Here is an 18845-nt window from a genome sequence, read left to right on the forward strand (position 1 = left end):
AAACTATCCTACTTCCTAAATTGCGCTACAATCAACAACAATACAACAATAATCGCAAGGATTAATAACGAAAGAACGACGTTCAACATTCGATTCGTGCGAACCATCGTCTCGTTCATTTGATCGATGTTTTGTTCTTGATCAATAATTTTATGTTGTAATGTTTGTGTTTGAGCGAGTAATTCACTGCGGAACTTATCCGAATCAAAATCACTATCGGAATAATCTTCCATTGCATCTAATTGTGCCTGCATTTCAAAAATTGAATCATCTTCTTCAGATAAGATATTCTCAAACTCATCCGCATCCAACTCAAATTCTACAGAACCAATTATTTCTTGACCTGATAAATCCGACGATTCTTCTTCGTCATCCACCATTTCTTGAACCGCCATTGCGATTGTTTTTTCTAATTCATCTTCTTCATCAAACGCATTAGCAGTATTTTGTTCTACTGATTTGAATACTATTGTCTCATCAAGATTTGGTAACTCATCAAGATTTACTTCTTCTTCAGCTTCATCCTCAATAAAAACGTCTGCATCCATCGTAGACAATTCTGGATCAATAGCATGTAAAACGGTTGTCATTTCATCATCGTTAAAAGGTTTTGCAATTTCTGATGACTTATTCAACTCGCTTAAAATATTTGCATCGGTATTTTCAAGATCACGATAACCTTTGCGAACATTATACTCTTTGACTTCATCTAAAAAATCTTTGAGATATGCACTTTCAAAAGTATCAAATTGTGGTTCAACATTTGGTTCTTCGCCAACTGAGTTTTCTACTTGAACCTCTTCAATTTGACGTGCATGTGTTGGCTCACGATCTTCTCTGGCTACGACATCCATTTTATCAAACTGATCATCAATTTGGTTCAATCGATTCGCAAAATGTGAGAGATCTGAATTTTCAATATTACTTTCAGAGTCCAATGCAATTTGCTCATGTAAGTCTTGATATTTATTCACTCGAGATTTCATAATATCCAATCACTCCTTGAGATAATTATATCACATTAATGTCCTGTGATTCTATGTAAATGGGGACGTAAAACACTAAAGAAAACGATTAATAGCGTCCCTTTTGCTAAATTAAATGGTAAAAACACCGCAAAGAGCAAATTCCAGGCACCTTCTTGGGTCATTCCATATAAAGGGAATGTTATAAAGTAATTAATAATATTCATTAAAAGTCCACTCGCACACACCGTAAACACATATAACCCAAAACGCTTCGTTTTAGTTTTAGGTTGATACAATGCAATAGGCAACATAATCAAGACTGCATAACTAAAGTTTGCAATTTCACCGACTGGACCAGCATTTTTAGATAAAAATAACATATGCATGAGATTTTTTAAAAAAGCTATCATGAGTCCGGGTCCTGCCCCTAATAAATATCCACCGATAATAACTGGTAAATCACTAAGATCTGCTTGTAATGGCGAACCTGGGAGTACATAAAATTCAAACATATATAGTATCAATGATACTGTTGTCAGCATTGCTATATTAACCATTGTGCGAGTATTATATTTTTTCATATTAGCCTCCTTGTAAAAAAATATTAATACTCAAGGCAAACATGAAAAAAAACTTCTTCCATCCAGACTTTAACTGTCGCCACTTGAATCTAACAAGTTCAACCAAATTGGTTCGCGGGGTTTACCGCCGATCGGGAATTACACCCTGCCCTGAAGTATACAAGATTATTATAAGTAAACAATAGACTAATGTCCAATACTTGTACTGTGAAATAAAAAAAGCAAATTCAATCCTAATGGTGAATTTGCTTTTAATTTTTTTATGACTTATGCACGACCCGAGTATTTACCATCAGTAGTATTAACGAGAACAACCTCGCCCTCACTGATAAAAAGTGGCACACGAATTTCTAAACCTGTTTCCACAACAGCATTTTTTTGTGCATTTGTTGCTGTATCACCCTTAACTGCTGGTTCAGCTTGCGTAACGGTTAAAGCAATTTTTTCAGGCAAATTCACACCCAGAACTTCTGATTCATAGAAAACAACTGTAATATCTTGGTTTTCTTTCATGAAGTTCATTTCCCACTCAAGACGCGATTTCGCAATTTCTAGTTGCTCATACGTTTCACCATCCATGAAAACAAGTTCTTCACCTGCATCATATAGATATTGCATAACACGCTTATCGATATGAGCTTGTTCAACTTTATCGCCACCGATCATTGTTAATTCCGTAACGGAACCTGAACGCATGTTGCGAACCTTAGCTTTAATAATCATTTGTCTTTGCGCTGTCTTATTATGTGATGTATCCAACACTTGGTATAGGTTGTCTTCATAAATAATTGACATCCCTGCTCTTAAATCATTTGATTGAATCATAATTAATCCTCCATTTTAGTTAAGTTAAAACTTCCATCATCAATTATATCATAAGAAAACCGATATGACCTAATACCATTTATCGAAACATAAACTTTTTCATCTTTTTTTTGTGCTTGAACCTCATAGTACTCATCTTCATACGTGAAATCTTCATCTTCAAAACAAAAATGATCAATTACAAGTCGTTCCAATTCAATACGTTCTTGAATACGCTTGATTGATTCCGATAATCGGTAATGCTTGACATATAGCACAGCTGCTTTACTAATACAAAAACAAAGAACAATAAAAACGAGATGGGTGCAGCCTATCAGATTACCATCCATAAAATTCGAATTTTTCCGATTCAAAAATGTATGTCACCCTACTATCTTTACAACTAAAATCAGTAACATGATGCAGTAATATTTCATAACCGGGTTTTTTGATAATATACTTTCCATTAAAACTGATCTCATTGTTTAAATTATTTTTTTGAAAAGTATACGATTGTCAATGCATTTGACACGTCTACTTCGAATCAGTAATTGTTGCAATTGCAATTCAAAAACAGTATTTTGTTTGACTCGCGGTGCATCCGCAATGAGTTTATAGCTCTGCTCGAGTATTTGATTTAAAACTATCAGCAATAAAGGAGTGATTGCGAGACAAACTAAGAACTCAACAACAGAATAACCTTTATGCATAAAACACACAGAGCAGGTATACCATCACACTTAAAAGACACAAACAATACATCACCTCAATATATGTAAAGCAATTAATCACATCGATACCTTCCAAACCCCAGTTGTAGGACACATGTATAGTTATTGACCCTAATGGTTCCACCTTTATTAATATTACCGTTTGCATTAAACCAATGATTTTCATGAATCGGAACTGTTTCTAAGTGTTCCATAGCACTTAATTGATACTCCAACAGAGCAGGTTCGTTTTTAGATTCAACACGAAACGTAAGAAACATTCGCAGTGATACGCTAAGTATAAATACCACTAAGAGAAACTCACATAAAGTAAAATTCATACTATACTGCTTGACCATCTTCAATTTGGATAACCTCGCCATTAAAACACTTGTATTGATTTTCTCTTAGATAACCTGCATTTATAAGCTGATCAACAGTCGTTGGTAGTTCATCATAATTTATTTTGTACTGCATAATTGCTGCATCAACAATTTTCTTTTGTGCATCACACCCTTTGCGATTAACCATTGTTATTGTTTTTTGGATATTTGGTAACGTCAACATAAATATGATTGCGATAATTGTCATAACGAGCACCATCTCAATAAGCGTAAAACCTTGTTTCATAATCCCTCCATTAGTTTAAGTGGAATCATTACTAGTTCATAGTAAACAACCACAATCATAATTATGTTAATCGAGACAAAAACCCTATAAGCAAAAATCATTTTCTTCAGATGATGTGAAATCAAAACATCCGAGAGGTTTAGACACAAATTAAGCGACCTTTCTAAATCATTAAACAAGAACCCTTCTCGCATATTACTTTTAATTATAGGGTGCAGTGAGGAATGGGTTAAAGCATCAGAAATATCCTTTCCCTGCTCTAACATTCGCTCAATTTCAAAGGCAATCGAACCCGCTAACGTATTCGACAACGAAATACGTAAACACTTGATTGTAGAAAGCGTCGTCTTTGTTTCAGGATAAAGAACGTTATAGAATAGACAAAACTGTTCGGAAATGTACAAAATAATTAAATTACATTTAATGAGTGTATTCAAACCAGCAATTACAATCATCCGTATTTTACGGTGAAAAACAATAAAAGCTATGACAAGACCGAATAGAATAAAAAAAACCTGCAAATAAACGAGTGCTGGACAAAACAAACTTGAAATCGCTGAAAAAAGTGGTTTGGTTGAAAACACCTCAATTTCTGAAATGACTGTTGGTAAAAGTATTTTTTTATAAAAAACGAGCATGACCAGGACCATAAAATGTAGAAATAGCCAATAACCTATAGATTGATGGATCACCTTTAAGCGTTTATATTTACGCGTCAAAACTTCATTATATAGTTTCAAAAGCGTGATACCCGAAACCTTCGGGTACAGTAAATAAAACCTTTTTGGAAGCGTACGCTTAAGATATGCATCAAAAGACATATCGTTAATATTTAAGTATTGTTTTATTTCTTGAAACGTTAACCCTACACTTAAAAGCCTGAAAATCGATTTATCCGTCTCTGTTGTGGTGTAAAACTTTATCGGTAAACGATTGACTGAGTCGATTACGGATTTGAACTTGATCAGCAAATTCATGCTTAAAAACAACTTCTCCTTTCTCTTCTTTTAAATAATGATACAAAATTGCAATAAGTCCTGATTCAATCTCATAATGCGTTGCCCCAAGATCAATAAGCCGATTTAATGTATGGAAACAACTTCTTGAATGAATGGAAGCGCAGACCAGATGCCCCATATTGACAGCACGTATACATAATTTTAAATCAGACATTGTTCGAACTTCTCCATATACGATAATGTCTGCATCCATCCTTAACAGCTGATTCAAAATGTCTTCTTGGGTAAGCCTTGATTCGATGGGTTCCAGTTGGATCACATGGCTATAAAAATGTTCAATCGGACTTTCAACGCTATAGATAGACTCAGATGAAACCTCTTTAAGCGTATTAAACATTGTCGTAGATTTACCTGATCCTGTAGCGCCCGAAAATAAGATGAGTCCTGAACTAGCATTGAAAGATTTTATAAGAGATTTTAGAATTCTTTTATTTGAAATGCATTGGCTAAGAGAATGAATCAATACAATGTTTAAAATGCGTATCACTCCGTTTTTTCTTTCAAATGACTCTATTGTAGCAAATCTAAAAAAATATCTCCGTTCGAATATCATCGTAAAGCTACCAGTTTGAGGTATTTCCTTTTGACTTAAATCAAAGCGAGAAATGTATTTTAAATGCTCATATAACTTGACCGACAAATCATCGTGGATGGTTTTAATTGTCTGTTTATGTCGCCTGAGGCGAATCACCTGGTACATTTCTGTAATATCAAAGTGTATATCTGTTATTGAGTGTGCAATCGCCATTTCGGTTGATATTTGTCAACAAAGTTTTTCAAATATTTACAAATAAAAAAAGAGGTAACCACCATTTTTAGTAGTTACCTCTAATCTCATCTATATTTTACTTGTCGTAGTTTATAAGCCTTATTGTTTCTTTTTTTACATCTACCTTTACAATATCATATCCTGCATTATAAATAGAATTTCCCATAGGTCTATCTTCACTTGCATACCAATAGCTTGGATAGGTTCTTGCTGATTTACAAAGTTTTCTGCCTATAAGTTCTTCCACCTTTGAAAAATCAAGCTCTATTTCTCTGTCTTGCCCTTTCAGATATTCTGTTATCGGTGAAAATCTGCTGTCTTTGTGAATATACTTTTTATCTTCTTTTTCCTCTATATAGGTATCTTCCTTTATTTCATCATCTTTTTCTATCTCAAACTTACCGATAAAGTTAAAGTAAATATCTATCCTTTGAATAAACTTATATCTTTTAAGTTTTTGCTTTTGGTAGATTATTATTTTATCTATCAGTTGATTTATCATTGAGGTTGTGAGTATCGAAAAATCAGTAAAACTCTTAATGGTTTTAATAAACTGTTCTGTGTTATCACTAACGGACTGTAGTTTCTCCGTTACCTCCTCAAGTTCAACTATTTCAGTATTTAGTGTCTTTTGCTCCTCTGTGTATTGAACAGCTATCTTATTAAAGGTTTCATCGTTTATTCTGCCACTTGCATTATCTTCATATAGTTTTACAAACAGCCTATCTATCACAGCAAGCCTATTTTTATCCGCTTTTAATTTCTTTATATTTTCCTTTTGACTTTTCTCCCTTTCTTCAAGTCTTGCTGATATAACGATATTTTTAAATTCTTCCTCATTGTTCTCAATATATTTACTAATATCTTTTAAGGCTTCTAAAATAAGCTCCCTGACTACTTTTGTTCTGATATAATGTGCAGAACATTCATTTCTATGTTTCTGATAGGTTGAGCATACATAATTATCATATCTAACATCTTCTTTGTAATGTCCTGTCCCCTTGCGATTTATCCCTCTTGAATTATATAGTTTTTCTCCACAATCTCCACAAAACAGCTTACCTGTGAGTGGATTTACCGTTCCTTCTCTTGACTGCCTTCTTGTCGTTTTCAAAAGGGAATTGGCAATATCCCATGTTTCTTTATCTATAATGGCTTCATGAGTATTTTCAAAAATAGCCCAGTTTTCTTTTTTATTGGTATATCTCCTCTTATCCTTAAAACTTGGCTTTATGGTCTTAAAATTTACAGTATGACCTAAGTATTCTTCACGCCTTACAATACATTGTATGCTAGTCCCCCACCAACGATAAGGAGTGTCAAATTCCTTGTTTACACGATTTCCATAACCATTCATAGCCATATAGTATGATGGAGAATATACCTTTTCTTTATACAATAAATCTGCTATTTGATAAGGTCCAAGTCCGCTTACTACTAAAGAATAAATTCTTTTTACAACCTTTGCAGCTTCTTCATCAATAATCCATTTGTCTTTATTCTCAGGGTCTTTTTTATATCCGTATATGGCATGACTTCCTGTATGCTTTCCCTCAAGTCCTTTCGCCCTATATACTGCCTTTATTTTTCTACTGGTATCTACTGCATAGATTTCATTGATGATATTTTTGATTGGAATACTTATATCTGTTTCCATATCGGTAGTAAAAGTATCTACATTATCATTTATGGCAATAAATCTTACATTATGTTTTGGAAAAAATTCCGTTGTATAGATACCTACATGAAGATGATTTCTTCCAAATCTTGATAGGTCTTTTACAATTACCGTTCCTATTTCTCCGTTTGCAACCCTTGTTATCATATTTTGAAACTCAGGTCTATCAAAATTCGTTCCGGAATAGCCATCATCAATGAAAAATTCACACTGAAAAAAGCCACTCTGCTTGGCAAACTGGCTTAAAATCTTCTTTTGATTTGTAATGGAATTGCTTTCTCCTTGAAGTTCATCATCTCTTGATAAACGACAATAAAGAGCTGTTTTTCTGTTAGCTTGAATAGACATATTTTCCTCCTGTCTATCAAGCCTACCTACGATACTTGTATTATACTCCTTTTTCATAATTTTTTCCACCGTTAATTGTCGTTATTTTTTATAACTTCCTGCTTAATGATTGATTTCATCTTATCTTTCAGCTCTTTTCCATTTTTCTTACAGAAGATATTAACGGTGTATTTTGTATTTCCAATTTCTTTTTGAATTACTTTAGTCTTTTTATTATCTGTGCTTTCTGTTTGTATAGTATTCATAAATTCCCCTTTCCTTGTAATAAAAAAGCGATTAGAATTTCTACTTTTCCAACCGCCTTTACTCATCTATTAAGTTTTGTGCTTTCTTCAGCTTTTCTTTGCTTTGTATTTTTCTTCTATCAAGTCCCGTTACCCTAAGAGGTAAGCACATCTCTATTATCCTTGAATAAATTCTCCCAAGCATTATATCTTCCTGTTCTTTTTCTATATCCTTAAAATTAAGGTTTGTCGTTATAATGGTCGGTCTTGCTTTTAAGTATCTTGCATTGATTACATTGTAAATCTGCTCTAAGGCATACTCTGTATTTCTTTCTATCCCAAAATCATCAAGTATTAAAAGGGTAGAGCTTGTTATCTGCTCAATATACTCATTTCTATCAAGGTTAAAGCCACCTTTTTGTAAGTCATTTAGTATCTGTGCAAAGTTTCTCATCTTAACCGTATAGGAATATTCTGTAATTATGGCATTTGCTATCGAACAAGCTATATATGTCTTGCCACTTCCTACATTTCCGTATAAGAGTAAACCTACATTGTCCTTTCTTATTTCTTCAAAATGTTTTACATAATTTTTAGCTTTTTTGATGATTTCTTTGTCGGTATCTTCATCAGCATTTTCAAAGGTATATGCTATTTGATTTTTGGATATAAAGCAGTTTTGCCTTAACCTATCTTGTTTTAACAGTTTTTCTCTTTGTTTTTCTTGTTCAGCTCTATCTCTAACACATTTGCAAGCTGTTCTAATAATCATAGGCTTATCTAAGATTGGAATTGCTTTACCGTCTATTCTCTCATTACAAGCCTTGCAATAGATGTGTCCGTCTTTTTCATAGTGAGTATCTTTGTTGTAGGTAAAATCCGTACCCTGAATTTTTGTAGTTATCATATTTTGATTTTCTTTATTATTCATAGTTTTTTCCTTTCTTGAAAATCATCCACAAGCTGTGGACGATTTATAGCATTGTATTTCTCGCACCAGTGGTGCGATATTTTATATATGCCTCTAAAATGTATTTTAAGACTTATTTTTATCTTGGCTATATTCTGATACCTTTTTAAGCCTTAACGCTCTAAAAACGCCTTTCCACCGTCTTATTTGACAGTTATAGGCTGTCGCTATCCTCATAGTTGGTTGAATAGGTTTTAGAAGTTCCATTTTGAATATTTTTCTGTGTTAATTTCTCCTTATCCTGTTCATACCAATTAAGGATTGTTACATAGTGGTCTTTATAGTCTGTGCCTTTACTCTTGATATACCTTGACAGCTTTTCAATCATTATTTCAGTATGACCTTGTAATTTATCCTTTAACTTTTGATATTCTTCGTCGGTTAATCTAATATTTTTATATTCTCCATAAAGAGAAATTGGGGCAACCTGCTCTATTCTCCCCTTATCTATACTAACCTTATCTAATCTACCCTTATCTATACTAGGTTGACCACTTGACAACCTTTGGTTAACCAGATGACAACCAACATTTTCTTCTGAAATATATGTTCCGTTTTCCGTTTGGTAAAGCTGCTGTTTTTGCTCTATATACATAGTCGGCTTATATCTGTCTTTTCTAATAAAATTATTTATCTTCCAATGAGTAATGACTATAATTCCTCTTTCAAAGACAATTACAAAACCTTTTGTAATTAGGATTTTTAAGTCATCATCATTTGCCCCTATGATTTTTATTATCTTCTTTGGATTATCCACAAAGCCGTCATCATCTGCCCTCATTGATAAATGAAAATATAGGCATTGACTACTTAGTGGCATATCCAAAAATAAATCGCTATCCACTATCTTCAGTGAAAACATTCTTTTATCTGCCATTTGTTTCTACCTTTCTTCAATAAAAAAAGACGATAGATTTCTACTTCTACCGCCTTGCATATTGCTATAATTTTTTCATAATTATATATTAAATTTTTAAGTCTTTATTATTTAACATCTTACTAAACATATCATGGTACATATCTTTAGAAGATTCTTCTATCTTGGTAATGCTTGATACCTTATTTCCGGCATCCTTTGATGAGGCTCCGCAAAGATAAAAGGCTTCATTTTCTGTTCCATAATCTATGGCAATATATCTATCGTGATACTTTTTACCGGCTATCTTCAGCTTCAGGTCTATATTAGGATAATCTTTTCTAAAATCATCTAAAATATTTTTTGTAAGCATATCCTTATTTTTAACATTATCACTAAAGACTATGATTTGCGTTTTATCTCTTGCAGCCCTTAAAAGTTCAAGTGTTTTAAGCCCTATATAGTTATCTATAACATAAATGCTTTTCTTTGCCGACTTATATATTTTCGTATAGGCAACATCCGCTTCTATCTTATCTCCGTTCATCAAAAGGAAATGTTTATATGTTTCCGGATCTATAAAATTGTCCATTACCTTTTTCAAATCTTCTTTAGTAGCTAATGTGTTAATCTTGCTATCCATCCTTGCAATATCATTTGTATTTTGGTTGGTTTGAATAGCAATTTGCACTAATTCCTTTGAACCGATAAAATCTTGATTTTCAATGATGAAGTCTTTCATCTGCTTAAATGTTCTAATAAGTGCTTTTGATTGTGTTATAGCAAGTTCACCTTTCAGCACAGTCATAAGCATATAAATACCTTGTTCTGTAAACACGTAAGGCAATGCCCTACTTTTAGGACTAACATTTGCGGTCAAAAAATTTGATCGCAAATCTTCCAACTCAATTTTATCTAATCTAAACATAAAATCATCGTCAAATTTTTCTATATTATTTCTTACCTGTTGATTAAACGCTCTTGTACTGTAACCGTATATTTCTGCTAAATCAGCGTCAAGCATAACTCTCTGTCCACGAATAAGATAGATTTTTTCTTTTATAGTTTTATCATCTACAATTTTTATCTCTCTTTCTTGCTCTGCCACAAAATACACCTCCAATATATTTTTTTAAGTCAACAACCCGTTGACCTAATATTTTTTATCATAATCAGCTTACATCTAATAAGCCCATCCTATCATTACATCTTCAGTTTAATTGCTATAATTATACCAAAAATATTACTTCTTTTCTATCTCTCAGTTTCCTTGTGGATATGGTCTTTGTTCTTGTAATGCTCCTTAGCCCATGCTTTTTGCCTATCCTCTTTTTTAATCTGCCTTTGAAATTCTTCTAATGCCATTTTTACACTTGGTTTTTCTCCTCTTGCAATAGCTTTTTTATAGGCTATTTCTATCTCAATATTTATATCTATTCCAAAGTCTTTATTTACTTCACCAACTACATATTTGATATGGTTTATTTGAGAGATTTCCTCTTTTATAAATTTCTGGTTAAAGGTAAGATGATTTATATCTGTCTGTAACTCTCTTTTTTCTTTCTCCCATTTTTTTGTTTCTATCTTTTCACTTCCACTTAATTTTTTTAGAATAGATTTTGCTCTAATATATTTATCAATTTCTTCTTTATGGGAATTGTAATATTCTTCTTTACTTGCTCCTGCTATTTTGCTGAAGATAGAATTATCAGCTCCCTTGTATCTATCATAGATGGTTTTATATTCTTTCATAATTTTAGCTTGTTTGATTATAGTTTCTATGTTCTTAATTTGCTTATTACAATCCTCTATGCTTTCCTTATTTTCTTTTAGCTTTGTCAATACTTCATCTTTTTTACACTGTATATCTATGATTGTCTTTAAGTTATTACTGCTCATATAGGATAGGGCTTTGACATATTTCTTAGAGTCAAAATGTTCTTTTCTCATTCTGCTGTCATAACTTAAATTTTTAGATAGTTCCTTTTGAATTTTATAGTAGGTTTCAAGATAGGAATAGACATTAAAAAGGTCTGGAGTTAGGTTATATTCTTCTTGTTTTTCTTTAGAAGATCCTTTCAATAAACCTTTTACCATATTTACCAAACTTAAAATCCAACTGCTTATTTCTGCAATTTCTTCTTTTATTTTTTTGAACTCAGCATTTAAAGCTATGATTTTTCTGTTATGATTGCCTCTTTCTGTCTGTATACCTTTTTTCTCCATCTGAAAGCTTGCTGTTCCTAAATGAATTTGTGGAAGTTCTTCTCTGCCTTGTTCTTCAAAGGTGCGTGGGTCTATTCTTTTATCTATATTATTTTTTGCCAAATGCTCATTTGCTTTCTTTGAAAAGTTCTCCCTCCATTCTTTCGCTTTGTCAGGTTCGTTCCAATCATTTAGATTTACTTTTCTTGATTTATAGTTTCCACTTTTTAGTTTTATCTTTTCTCCATTTTCATCAAGGATATATTCTTTTCTGCTTTTAGGTTTCCAATTTCCTTTTTCTTCAATTTCTCTAAGGGTAAGTAAGATATGGGCATGAGGTTGTTCTTCATTATCACTTGCCATAGGATTATGAATATTACAATCTGCTATCATACCTTTAGATGTAAAATTTTCTTCTATGAACTCACTAATGAGTTTTATCCTATCTTCTTCATTTAATTCTCTTGGAAGTGTTAAAAGTAAATTTCTTGCAAGCTGTGAGTTTTTACTTTTCTCTATTTTTTCAACACTATTCCATAGGTATTCTCTATCGGAAAACTCTTTAGGGATATGTTCCGGCAAAAATATTTTCGAAAAAACAAGGTCATCTTTTTTAGAGTAATCATGGACTTTTACATAGTATTCATCTCTTAATTTATCTCTTGCGTTATATGCAGCCTTTGCAATTACGCTATGCCCTTTTGACCTTGAAACTATATCTACATGGGTATGCAAACTTTTTATCTCCAATTTGTTTAGCTCCTTTCCATTTATGATTTTTATATTTTTAGGCATAAGAAAAGCAGATAGATTTTTCTTAAAATTTTTCTATCTGCTAATCTCTATCCGATATTTAATTTTTATATTTTAGTATCTTTATGATGTTAGGTATCTTCGCTCCCTTTTTCAAAGGGCGCAAAGATACACCGTTTGACTACGGTGCTTTGCGTTCCTGCGGAAAGCCTATCGCTCCGCTAAGGAATTCAAAAGGATAAATCCATTTTGAATTGTATAGGGGGCTACTCCCCCTTAAACCCCTGTGGACTTTGTTTTTTGTAGATTTACCAAATCAACAAAAAAGCAAAGTGTTAAAATTATCTCCACTTTGCACCATCAATTCTCATATTTACTTTTCATAAAAGCCACCTATCTAATCTTTATTTTTAATCCTAACTTTCTAAAAAAACATCTTCCATATCTTCATCCGAGTTTTCTACTTTCTGATTTTCTAACCTTTCATTTTCATCATCAGTATTTTTAGTTTCTTCTACATCAATCTCTTTATCTTTAATATGAATTTCCGTAAGTTCCTTTAGCTTTTCTCTGTTCCTGTTATCTGATAGGACATAGTCTAAAAAGGCATAAACTAAATCATTATTTGTGTCTTCTTGCCTGCCTGTAATTTCTCTTTCAAAGGCTTCAAACACTCCGCCTTTCCTTATTTTTCTCTGAGTTTCTGCACTTCTTTTGAGTTTATTTATCTTTTGATTAAGTTGCTTTGCTCTGTTTTGTGCCTTTTCAATTTTGTTATTTTCTTTTTTTAATTGTTCCATCGCTTTTTCTAATTCTTTCATCTTTAAATTCTCCTTTCAAATTTTATAAAATGCAAAAGGCTAAATATCACACTTTCTTTAATGCAACATTTAGCCTTTATTTTTATCAATCATACAATCATCATTGTGCTTGAAAAAGTTTCCTACATTCCATATTTTTATCACACAATTCATCATATTTTCCGCTGTCAATAATATGACCCTTTTCCACAAAATATATTCTATCCGATGATGAAACAGTCGATAGTCTATGAGTAATTGTTATTAAAGATATGTTTTTTTCTTTCAATCTACTTAATATCTTTTTTTCAGTTATTGCATCCAATTGACTTGTTCCCTCATCAAGAATCACTATTTGAGGTTTATCAATTAGCACTCTGGCAATAGCTAATCGTTGTCTTTGTCCTCCTGATAAATTACACCCATTATCTCCAATCTGTGTATTTAATTTAAATGGCATATCACCAATATCATCATCAAGACACGCAAGACTTATAGCTTCTTTAATTTCTTCATCCGTGTGCGTTCTAGTTAAATCAATATTATTCCGTAAGGTATCATTAAAAAATAATTCATCTTGAAGTACAGTACCAAATAAATTTCTGTATGATTTTAAATTATAGTCACTAATCCTTTTAGAATTAATAAATATATTACCTGTGTCCGGATTATATAATGATAATATTAACTTTACTATAGTAGTTTTTCCACAACCCGTCTTTCCTACGAATGATATTATTTCGCCCTTTTTCAATGTGAATGAAATATCACTAATCGTTTTTTCACTGCTGTTTTGAGCATAAGAAAAATTTACATTTTTAAATTCTAAATTTCTAAAATCTGCAATTTCTTCCCCATAAAATAATTCTTCATCTTCATAAACAATTTCTGTTAATCTATCTATAATAGTTGCAGAATACTGAAAATCAAATATATTTTGAATAATAACGGAAAGTGGATTCAAAAACAAATTTCCTAACGCAACAAACGCCATCATTTCACCAACTGTCATTTCATTTTGCCCTATTAAAAAACTTCCAACAAATAAAATGACAAATGTTGGTAACATTCTGTAAGAAAGCATAAAACTCTGATAAAATCCAAGTGTATTTTCTCTCCTATATTCCGAATATATTTGCTTACCATAATACTCATTCCATTTATTAGTTATAGCTTGACTTACTCCCAAAGTTTTCATTATGCTAACATTTGAGAAACTTTCTATTAAGTAGCTTTGAGCTTTTTCTCTTTTCAATATAGAATCTACATTTCTCTTATCCACTGTTCGTAGAAAAAATATAAGAAATACACACAAAACTATCCCAAAAGAATATGTTATGCCAGCCAAAATGATTGAACTTTTTAACATAACTACAGCTACTATAACAATTGTTGTAAAATCAATAAATATCGAAGTTACTACATTGGTAAGGATTTGCTGCAATGAATCAATTCCATTTATCCGAGAAACCATATCTCCTGCTGAACGAACATCGAAAAACTTCAATGGCAGTTTAAAAACTTTTTCAACTATTATTTTCTTTAATGAAGAAACATATTTTTTTTCAAATAAATTTATAATCTTCAACCTGATAAACGAAAGGCATCCATATACAATAACAAAAATAATTGAGCCAGAAATTAGCAACCAAAAATTTGAATTTACACTTTTACCTACAACATCATCAATTATATATCTTGTAATCCATGGTGTAAATAAAGTAAACAATTGGACTATAATCGATAATATTATCACTGTTGAAACTATTCTACGATCTATCAGCCCCATCTTCAAAAAATCAAATCTGCTTATGTCACTTTTTCTCTTTTTAAATCTATCGTTCCTCTCAAAGAATACTATTACCCCTAAAAAAATTTCATTAAATTCATCAATTGTTGAATTTATTTGTCCTACTTGAGGATCAATATAAAAAATTTTATCTTTTTTAATACTATCAATTACTACATAATGGTTATTTTCTACAACAGCTATACACGGAAATTTATCATTAATTGAGTTAATAAATTTATTAGAATTCAATCTTACTGCTTTTCCTGTTAGCCCATAATTATCTGCTAACCTCATCAATTCCTTTATGGATACTCCATCTCTTGAAATATTTGATTCTTTACTCAATTCTGCTATATGTATTTTACAATCATAGTAATGTAAAACCATAGCCAATGCTGCTATTCCACACCCAGTTTCTGAAAGCTGTTGTATAAATCTTATATGTTTCAAAACATGTTCTCCTATTCCAATACCAAAATAGATGGTAAATTAGGGTTGCGTAATTTCAACAATCCATACCCTATTCCAGATAATCCAACCATCATTCCCGGCGAATACTTATATGGTATTCCGCACTTCCAAATCCCCTCTTTTAAATCATTTAATATATACTGCATATATATATCACATTTATTCTTTATTTCTGAATTTCCAAGTATATCACTTGCCAAATTTAAAATTTCTATATTGCCTAAATCTCCATGACAAAGACAATGACTTCTTCCAAATCCAAATTTTAAACTTGTTTCAACTGCGTTGTTTATGTCAAGCCAAATTTTCTTTTTTCGTTCAGCTGTAATCGGTAAATTCATTTTGTATAAATATAGTCTGCTTAACAATATTCCACTTGCTCCATGACACCAAGCCACTGGAATATTATTTTCCAAATCATCATACTTTATACCATCCTCAGTTTCTCTCTGATCTGACCAATTTTTGACATCTGCCTTATAAAGAAGATCTTCATATGATAATGCTTTTTCAATTACATCTACATACCTTTTATCTTCTACATACTCATATAATTTTCCTAATGCCCAAGCTATTCCAGATGTTCCATGTGCAAATCCTCCCAATGGAGATTTAGCAAAAGAACCTTTCCACGCAATACTATTTTCACTCAAGCTAACATATCCTTTAATTATATTTTCTGCATAAGATTTTGCTAAGTCTAAAATATAATCTTCAGATTTAAATTCATAGTATTTTAAAAGTATAGCAATTACCCCTGCTGATCCAATTATAATATCATAATCCTTATCATTAGATATATTCCTTTCACACATTAGCAATATTTCATTTCTAATAAGCTCAATTTCATTTGAATCAAACATTGACCCTAATTGTTCTTCTAAAACAACTAATGAATATATTATTGGTGTTTCTCCCGAAAATCCTCCAAACAGTATTTTTTCTCCATTTTCATCAAACTCTTTTCTTCTCTGATTGTATATTTTTATACTGTTATAGCAACGTTTTATGACTTGCAAATATTTTTCTTTCTTTGTTTCTTTATATAAAAATATAAAGTATACTAATATGCCCGAAATTCCACTATATAAATCCATACTTACCGGAACCATATTCCAATCATTTGTCTTTTCCCCTATGATATTCATATCAATCCAACTAATATCATCTAATTTTCCAACAAATGAATTTTCTATCAAGAAATCAGCTATTTTCTCTGAAATATATAAATAATCTTTTTTTACATCTTCTAAATCATATTTCTTATCAACTTTAACCAATTTCTCATGTTTTATTTCTTTATTCTCTGTAAAATTATACTTAGGATCATAATTCAAAGCAGTAGAAATTAACAATGATTGTATCAACATATCCTTTCCATTCAAATTCTTTATGTTACTTTCAACTAAACTCATTGCATTTTGAACGAAAAAGCCATCTACCTGAGTTCCATAAATATCTTCTATATCACAAGAAGTTATATTTGAAATAAACATTGGAATATCATTTTTTAACATAGACATATATTCTAAATTAGCTAATCGTTCTAACTTATTTTCTTTATCCATCTGAATCCATAACCTAGAAAATAGCATTTCCCTATCTAATGCACTTCGTAAAAAATCAGGGTGAAAAGACACTTGTATCATAGATGAATAAAACTGAGTTGACCTCATTATTTGTCTTGAAAATAGATTTTTATATTTCCCGATTTCCTCAACAAGTTTTTCTTTGCTGTTGTCTTGTAATATTTTTTTATAAGTATTCATGAAACCACTTTTCAAGTTTTTCCTATACTTTGATAAATCAATAGTCTTTTCTTTTATGAATGGATTATTGTTCTTCTTTTCAAGAAAAGAAGTTCTATAACTTATTTTCATTTCATCTGTTAAAATCCCTGAAATACTTGCACTTTCAATTGGAATTTCTTTATCATCTTCATTTGTCATTGCACTAATATCAACGCCACTTTTCCCTTCTTTCCCCCACACTAAGCTAGGGAGAATCCCTACTCTTTTTACAGATTTTTCTATCATTTCGTAAATTTCATCAGAAGCAGTTTCTATAGATGAATACATCGCTTTATTATGAAATATAGTTTCCAAATCTATTAAAACCGGATGACTACCATAAGCAATTATATTTTCATAGTGAATATCATTGCCTCTCAGTATATACAGTATAAACAATAATTCACCCAATTCTTCATAATAATCCCCAACTTCTATTTCATCTGAACAAGCCTTATGGGATATATACTCACTCCATCCATAATCTTCTTTATCTATTACCTCAATAGAATATAACACACTCCCAACAAGGCGGTTGAATGTTTTTATTGTTTCTTGAAAAACTTTATCCAACTTTAGTGAACGTGGCTTATATACGACAGATTTCCCATTATCTGTATGAACTATCACAACTGATTTTCCATTATTGTGCGAATCTGAAATACTCAAATCTACGCTTTCAATCACATTTGAAACTCCAAAACTTTTCACTAATTCATCAATATCTCTATAAAAATTATCAAAAAATCCAAATGTATTATCAATCCAGTCATATATAGTTTCCGACATAAGCCTAAACATTACTGGATATTCTTCTAAGTATTCCCAAAACTTATCTTCAACATATTTTTCACTAAAATACTTATATCTTTCTTCCTTATTCTCACCCTTTAACTTTCCTTCTTCTTTTGCTACATTCAATTCTAAAATTAAAGTTCTATAAGATATATTGATTAGTTTTTCCAATAACTGTATTACAAACTGATTTACAACTTTCTGTGGTATATTAAAGTCATTAATTCGGCTATTTAGCCTAAATAATGCCAATTTCAAAAAAGGTATATAGAAATTATAAAAAATAGGAGCTGTTTTTTCATTATTCTCATTTTTTATATGAAGATCTGGCAACTTTATATCTTTTGCTATATCAGATTTTAAATCTTCAATCATATCAAACCAATCTGTAATGCTTTTTGTTTTTTTTACAGAAAAATTTTCTTCTGATAGTAATTCGATGATATTATCAAATTCACCATTCAAATTCTCATTCATGAATTTACTGTAATTTTCAAATCCATCCTTCAAAAAATTTTTCCAATATTCTAATCGTTTTTCAGTCAATTCGTCATTTTTAGATGTCAAATTCTTATTTACATATTTTCTTTCAAATGAATATGCCCCTTTTTCAAACCTATTTATAAAACTCATACATACCTCCTGATTTCCTTAATAAAAAGAAGGCAGACACAATTGTATC

General features: G+C 31.2%; 16 protein-coding genes and 1 riboswitch. All 16 genes read right to left on the reverse strand.

All coding sequences use genetic code 11. The features are described 5' to 3' along the window. Positions 1-8: 8 nt before the first annotated feature. Entirely contained in the window at positions 9-986 is a 978-nt protein-coding gene (locus NMG63_RS05105) for a hypothetical protein (RefSeq protein WP_254006553.1), read from the reverse strand. Positions 987-1021: 35 nt separating this feature from the next. Beyond that, positions 1022-1549, reverse strand: coding sequence for an ECF transporter S component (locus NMG63_RS05110; RefSeq protein WP_254006554.1), 528 nt, complete (start codon positions 1547-1549; stop codon positions 1022-1024). A gap of 46 nt (positions 1550-1595) precedes the next feature. Continuing rightward, positions 1596-1711, reverse strand: a riboswitch (FMN riboswitch). 105 nt (positions 1712-1816) lie between these two features. Beyond that, positions 1817-2374: an elongation factor P gene (gene efp, locus NMG63_RS05115; protein ID WP_003773819.1), complete on the reverse strand. Its 558-nt coding sequence runs from the start codon at positions 2372-2374 to the stop codon at positions 1817-1819. 2 nt (positions 2375-2376) lie between these two features. After that, positions 2377-2727, reverse strand: a complete 351-nt coding sequence (locus tag NMG63_RS05120; RefSeq protein ID WP_254006555.1) for a hypothetical protein — start codon at positions 2725-2727, stop codon at positions 2377-2379. 410 nt (positions 2728-3137) lie between these two features. Next, positions 3138-3404, reverse strand: coding sequence for a competence protein ComGD (locus NMG63_RS05125; RefSeq protein ID WP_254006556.1), 267 nt, complete (start codon positions 3402-3404; stop codon positions 3138-3140). 1 nt (position 3405) lies between these two features. After that, the gene (gene comGC / locus NMG63_RS05130) at positions 3406-3693 is read right to left on the reverse strand and encodes a competence type IV pilus major pilin ComGC (protein WP_254006557.1); all 288 of its coding nucleotides are present in this window, start codon (positions 3691-3693) and stop codon (positions 3406-3408) included. An 891-nt stretch (positions 3694-4584) separates the two neighbouring features. Beyond that, positions 4585-5460, reverse strand: coding sequence for an ATPase, T2SS/T4P/T4SS family (locus NMG63_RS05135; RefSeq protein ID WP_256478921.1), 876 nt, complete (start codon positions 5458-5460; stop codon positions 4585-4587). Between the two features lie 97 nt (positions 5461-5557). Then, positions 5558-7564: a recombinase family protein gene (locus NMG63_RS05140; RefSeq protein ID WP_254006559.1), complete on the reverse strand. Its 2007-nt coding sequence runs from the start codon at positions 7562-7564 to the stop codon at positions 5558-5560. A 14-nt stretch (positions 7565-7578) separates the two neighbouring features. Next, positions 7579-7752 (reverse strand): hypothetical protein, encoded by a 174-nt coding sequence (locus NMG63_RS05145; RefSeq protein WP_153297310.1) that lies wholly within the window; start codon positions 7750-7752, stop codon positions 7579-7581. 58 nt (positions 7753-7810) lie between these two features. Beyond that, complete coding sequence (locus tag NMG63_RS05150) at positions 7811-8662, reverse strand: ATP-binding protein (protein WP_254006560.1); 852 nt, start codon at positions 8660-8662, stop codon at positions 7811-7813. Between the two features lie 193 nt (positions 8663-8855). Continuing rightward, positions 8856-9578, reverse strand: a complete 723-nt coding sequence (locus NMG63_RS05155) for a replisome organizer (protein WP_254006561.1) — start codon at positions 9576-9578, stop codon at positions 8856-8858. 88 nt (positions 9579-9666) lie between these two features. Further along, positions 9667-10665, reverse strand: coding sequence for an ORF6N domain-containing protein (locus NMG63_RS05160; RefSeq protein WP_254006562.1), 999 nt, complete (start codon positions 10663-10665; stop codon positions 9667-9669). A gap of 146 nt (positions 10666-10811) precedes the next feature. Then, positions 10812-12557: a MobQ family relaxase gene (mobQ, locus tag NMG63_RS05165; protein WP_254006563.1), complete on the reverse strand. Its 1746-nt coding sequence runs from the start codon at positions 12555-12557 to the stop codon at positions 10812-10814. 374 nt (positions 12558-12931) lie between these two features. Then, positions 12932-13336: a hypothetical protein gene (locus NMG63_RS05170; RefSeq protein ID WP_254006564.1), complete on the reverse strand. Its 405-nt coding sequence runs from the start codon at positions 13334-13336 to the stop codon at positions 12932-12934. 100 nt (positions 13337-13436) lie between these two features. Next, positions 13437-15557 (reverse strand): peptidase domain-containing ABC transporter, encoded by a 2121-nt coding sequence (locus NMG63_RS05175; RefSeq protein WP_165737423.1) that lies wholly within the window; start codon positions 15555-15557, stop codon positions 13437-13439. Between the two features lie 11 nt (positions 15558-15568). Next, positions 15569-18796, reverse strand: coding sequence for a type 2 lanthipeptide synthetase LanM family protein (locus NMG63_RS05180; protein ID WP_037606964.1), 3228 nt, complete (start codon positions 18794-18796; stop codon positions 15569-15571). Between the last annotated feature and the right edge of the window lie 49 nt (positions 18797-18845).

This window comes from Erysipelothrix amsterdamensis (assembly GCF_940143175.1).
GTDB lineage: Bacteria > Bacillota_I > Bacilli_A > Erysipelotrichales > Erysipelotrichaceae > Erysipelothrix > Erysipelothrix amsterdamensis.

What these genes read in the sequence shown, in the direction of transcription:
- efp (WP_003773819.1), bottom strand. Translation starts at nt 2,374, where the DNA reads ATGATTCAATCAAATGATTTAAGAGCAGGGATGTCAATTATTTATGAA.
- NMG63_RS05155 (WP_254006561.1), bottom strand. Translation starts at nt 9,578, where the DNA reads ATGGCAGATAAAAGAATGTTTTCACTGAAGATAGTGGATAGCGATTTA.
- NMG63_RS05110 (WP_254006554.1), bottom strand. Translation starts at nt 1,549, where the DNA reads ATGAAAAAATATAATACTCGCACAATGGTTAATATAGCAATGCTGACA.
- NMG63_RS05180 (WP_037606964.1), bottom strand. Translation starts at nt 18,796, where the DNA reads ATGAGTTTTATAAATAGGTTTGAAAAAGGGGCATATTCATTTGAAAGA.
- mobQ (WP_254006563.1), bottom strand. Translation starts at nt 12,557, where the DNA reads ATGCCTAAAAATATAAAAATCATAAATGGAAAGGAGCTAAACAAATTG.
- comGC (WP_254006557.1), bottom strand. Translation starts at nt 3,693, where the DNA reads ATGAAACAAGGTTTTACGCTTATTGAGATGGTGCTCGTTATGACAATT.
- NMG63_RS05170 (WP_254006564.1), bottom strand. Translation starts at nt 13,336, where the DNA reads ATGAAAGAATTAGAAAAAGCGATGGAACAATTAAAAAAAGAAAATAAC.
- NMG63_RS05140 (WP_254006559.1), bottom strand. Translation starts at nt 7,564, where the DNA reads ATGAAAAAGGAGTATAATACAAGTATCGTAGGTAGGCTTGATAGACAG.
- NMG63_RS05105 (WP_254006553.1), bottom strand. Translation starts at nt 986, where the DNA reads ATGAAATCTCGAGTGAATAAATATCAAGACTTACATGAGCAAATTGCA.
- NMG63_RS05125 (WP_254006556.1), bottom strand. Translation starts at nt 3,404, where the DNA reads ATGAATTTTACTTTATGTGAGTTTCTCTTAGTGGTATTTATACTTAGC.
- NMG63_RS05135 (WP_256478921.1), bottom strand. Translation starts at nt 5,460, where the DNA reads ATGGCGATTGCACACTCAATAACAGATATACACTTTGATATTACAGAA.
- NMG63_RS05145 (WP_153297310.1), bottom strand. Translation starts at nt 7,752, where the DNA reads ATGAATACTATACAAACAGAAAGCACAGATAATAAAAAGACTAAAGTA.
- NMG63_RS05150 (WP_254006560.1), bottom strand. Translation starts at nt 8,662, where the DNA reads ATGAATAATAAAGAAAATCAAAATATGATAACTACAAAAATTCAGGGT.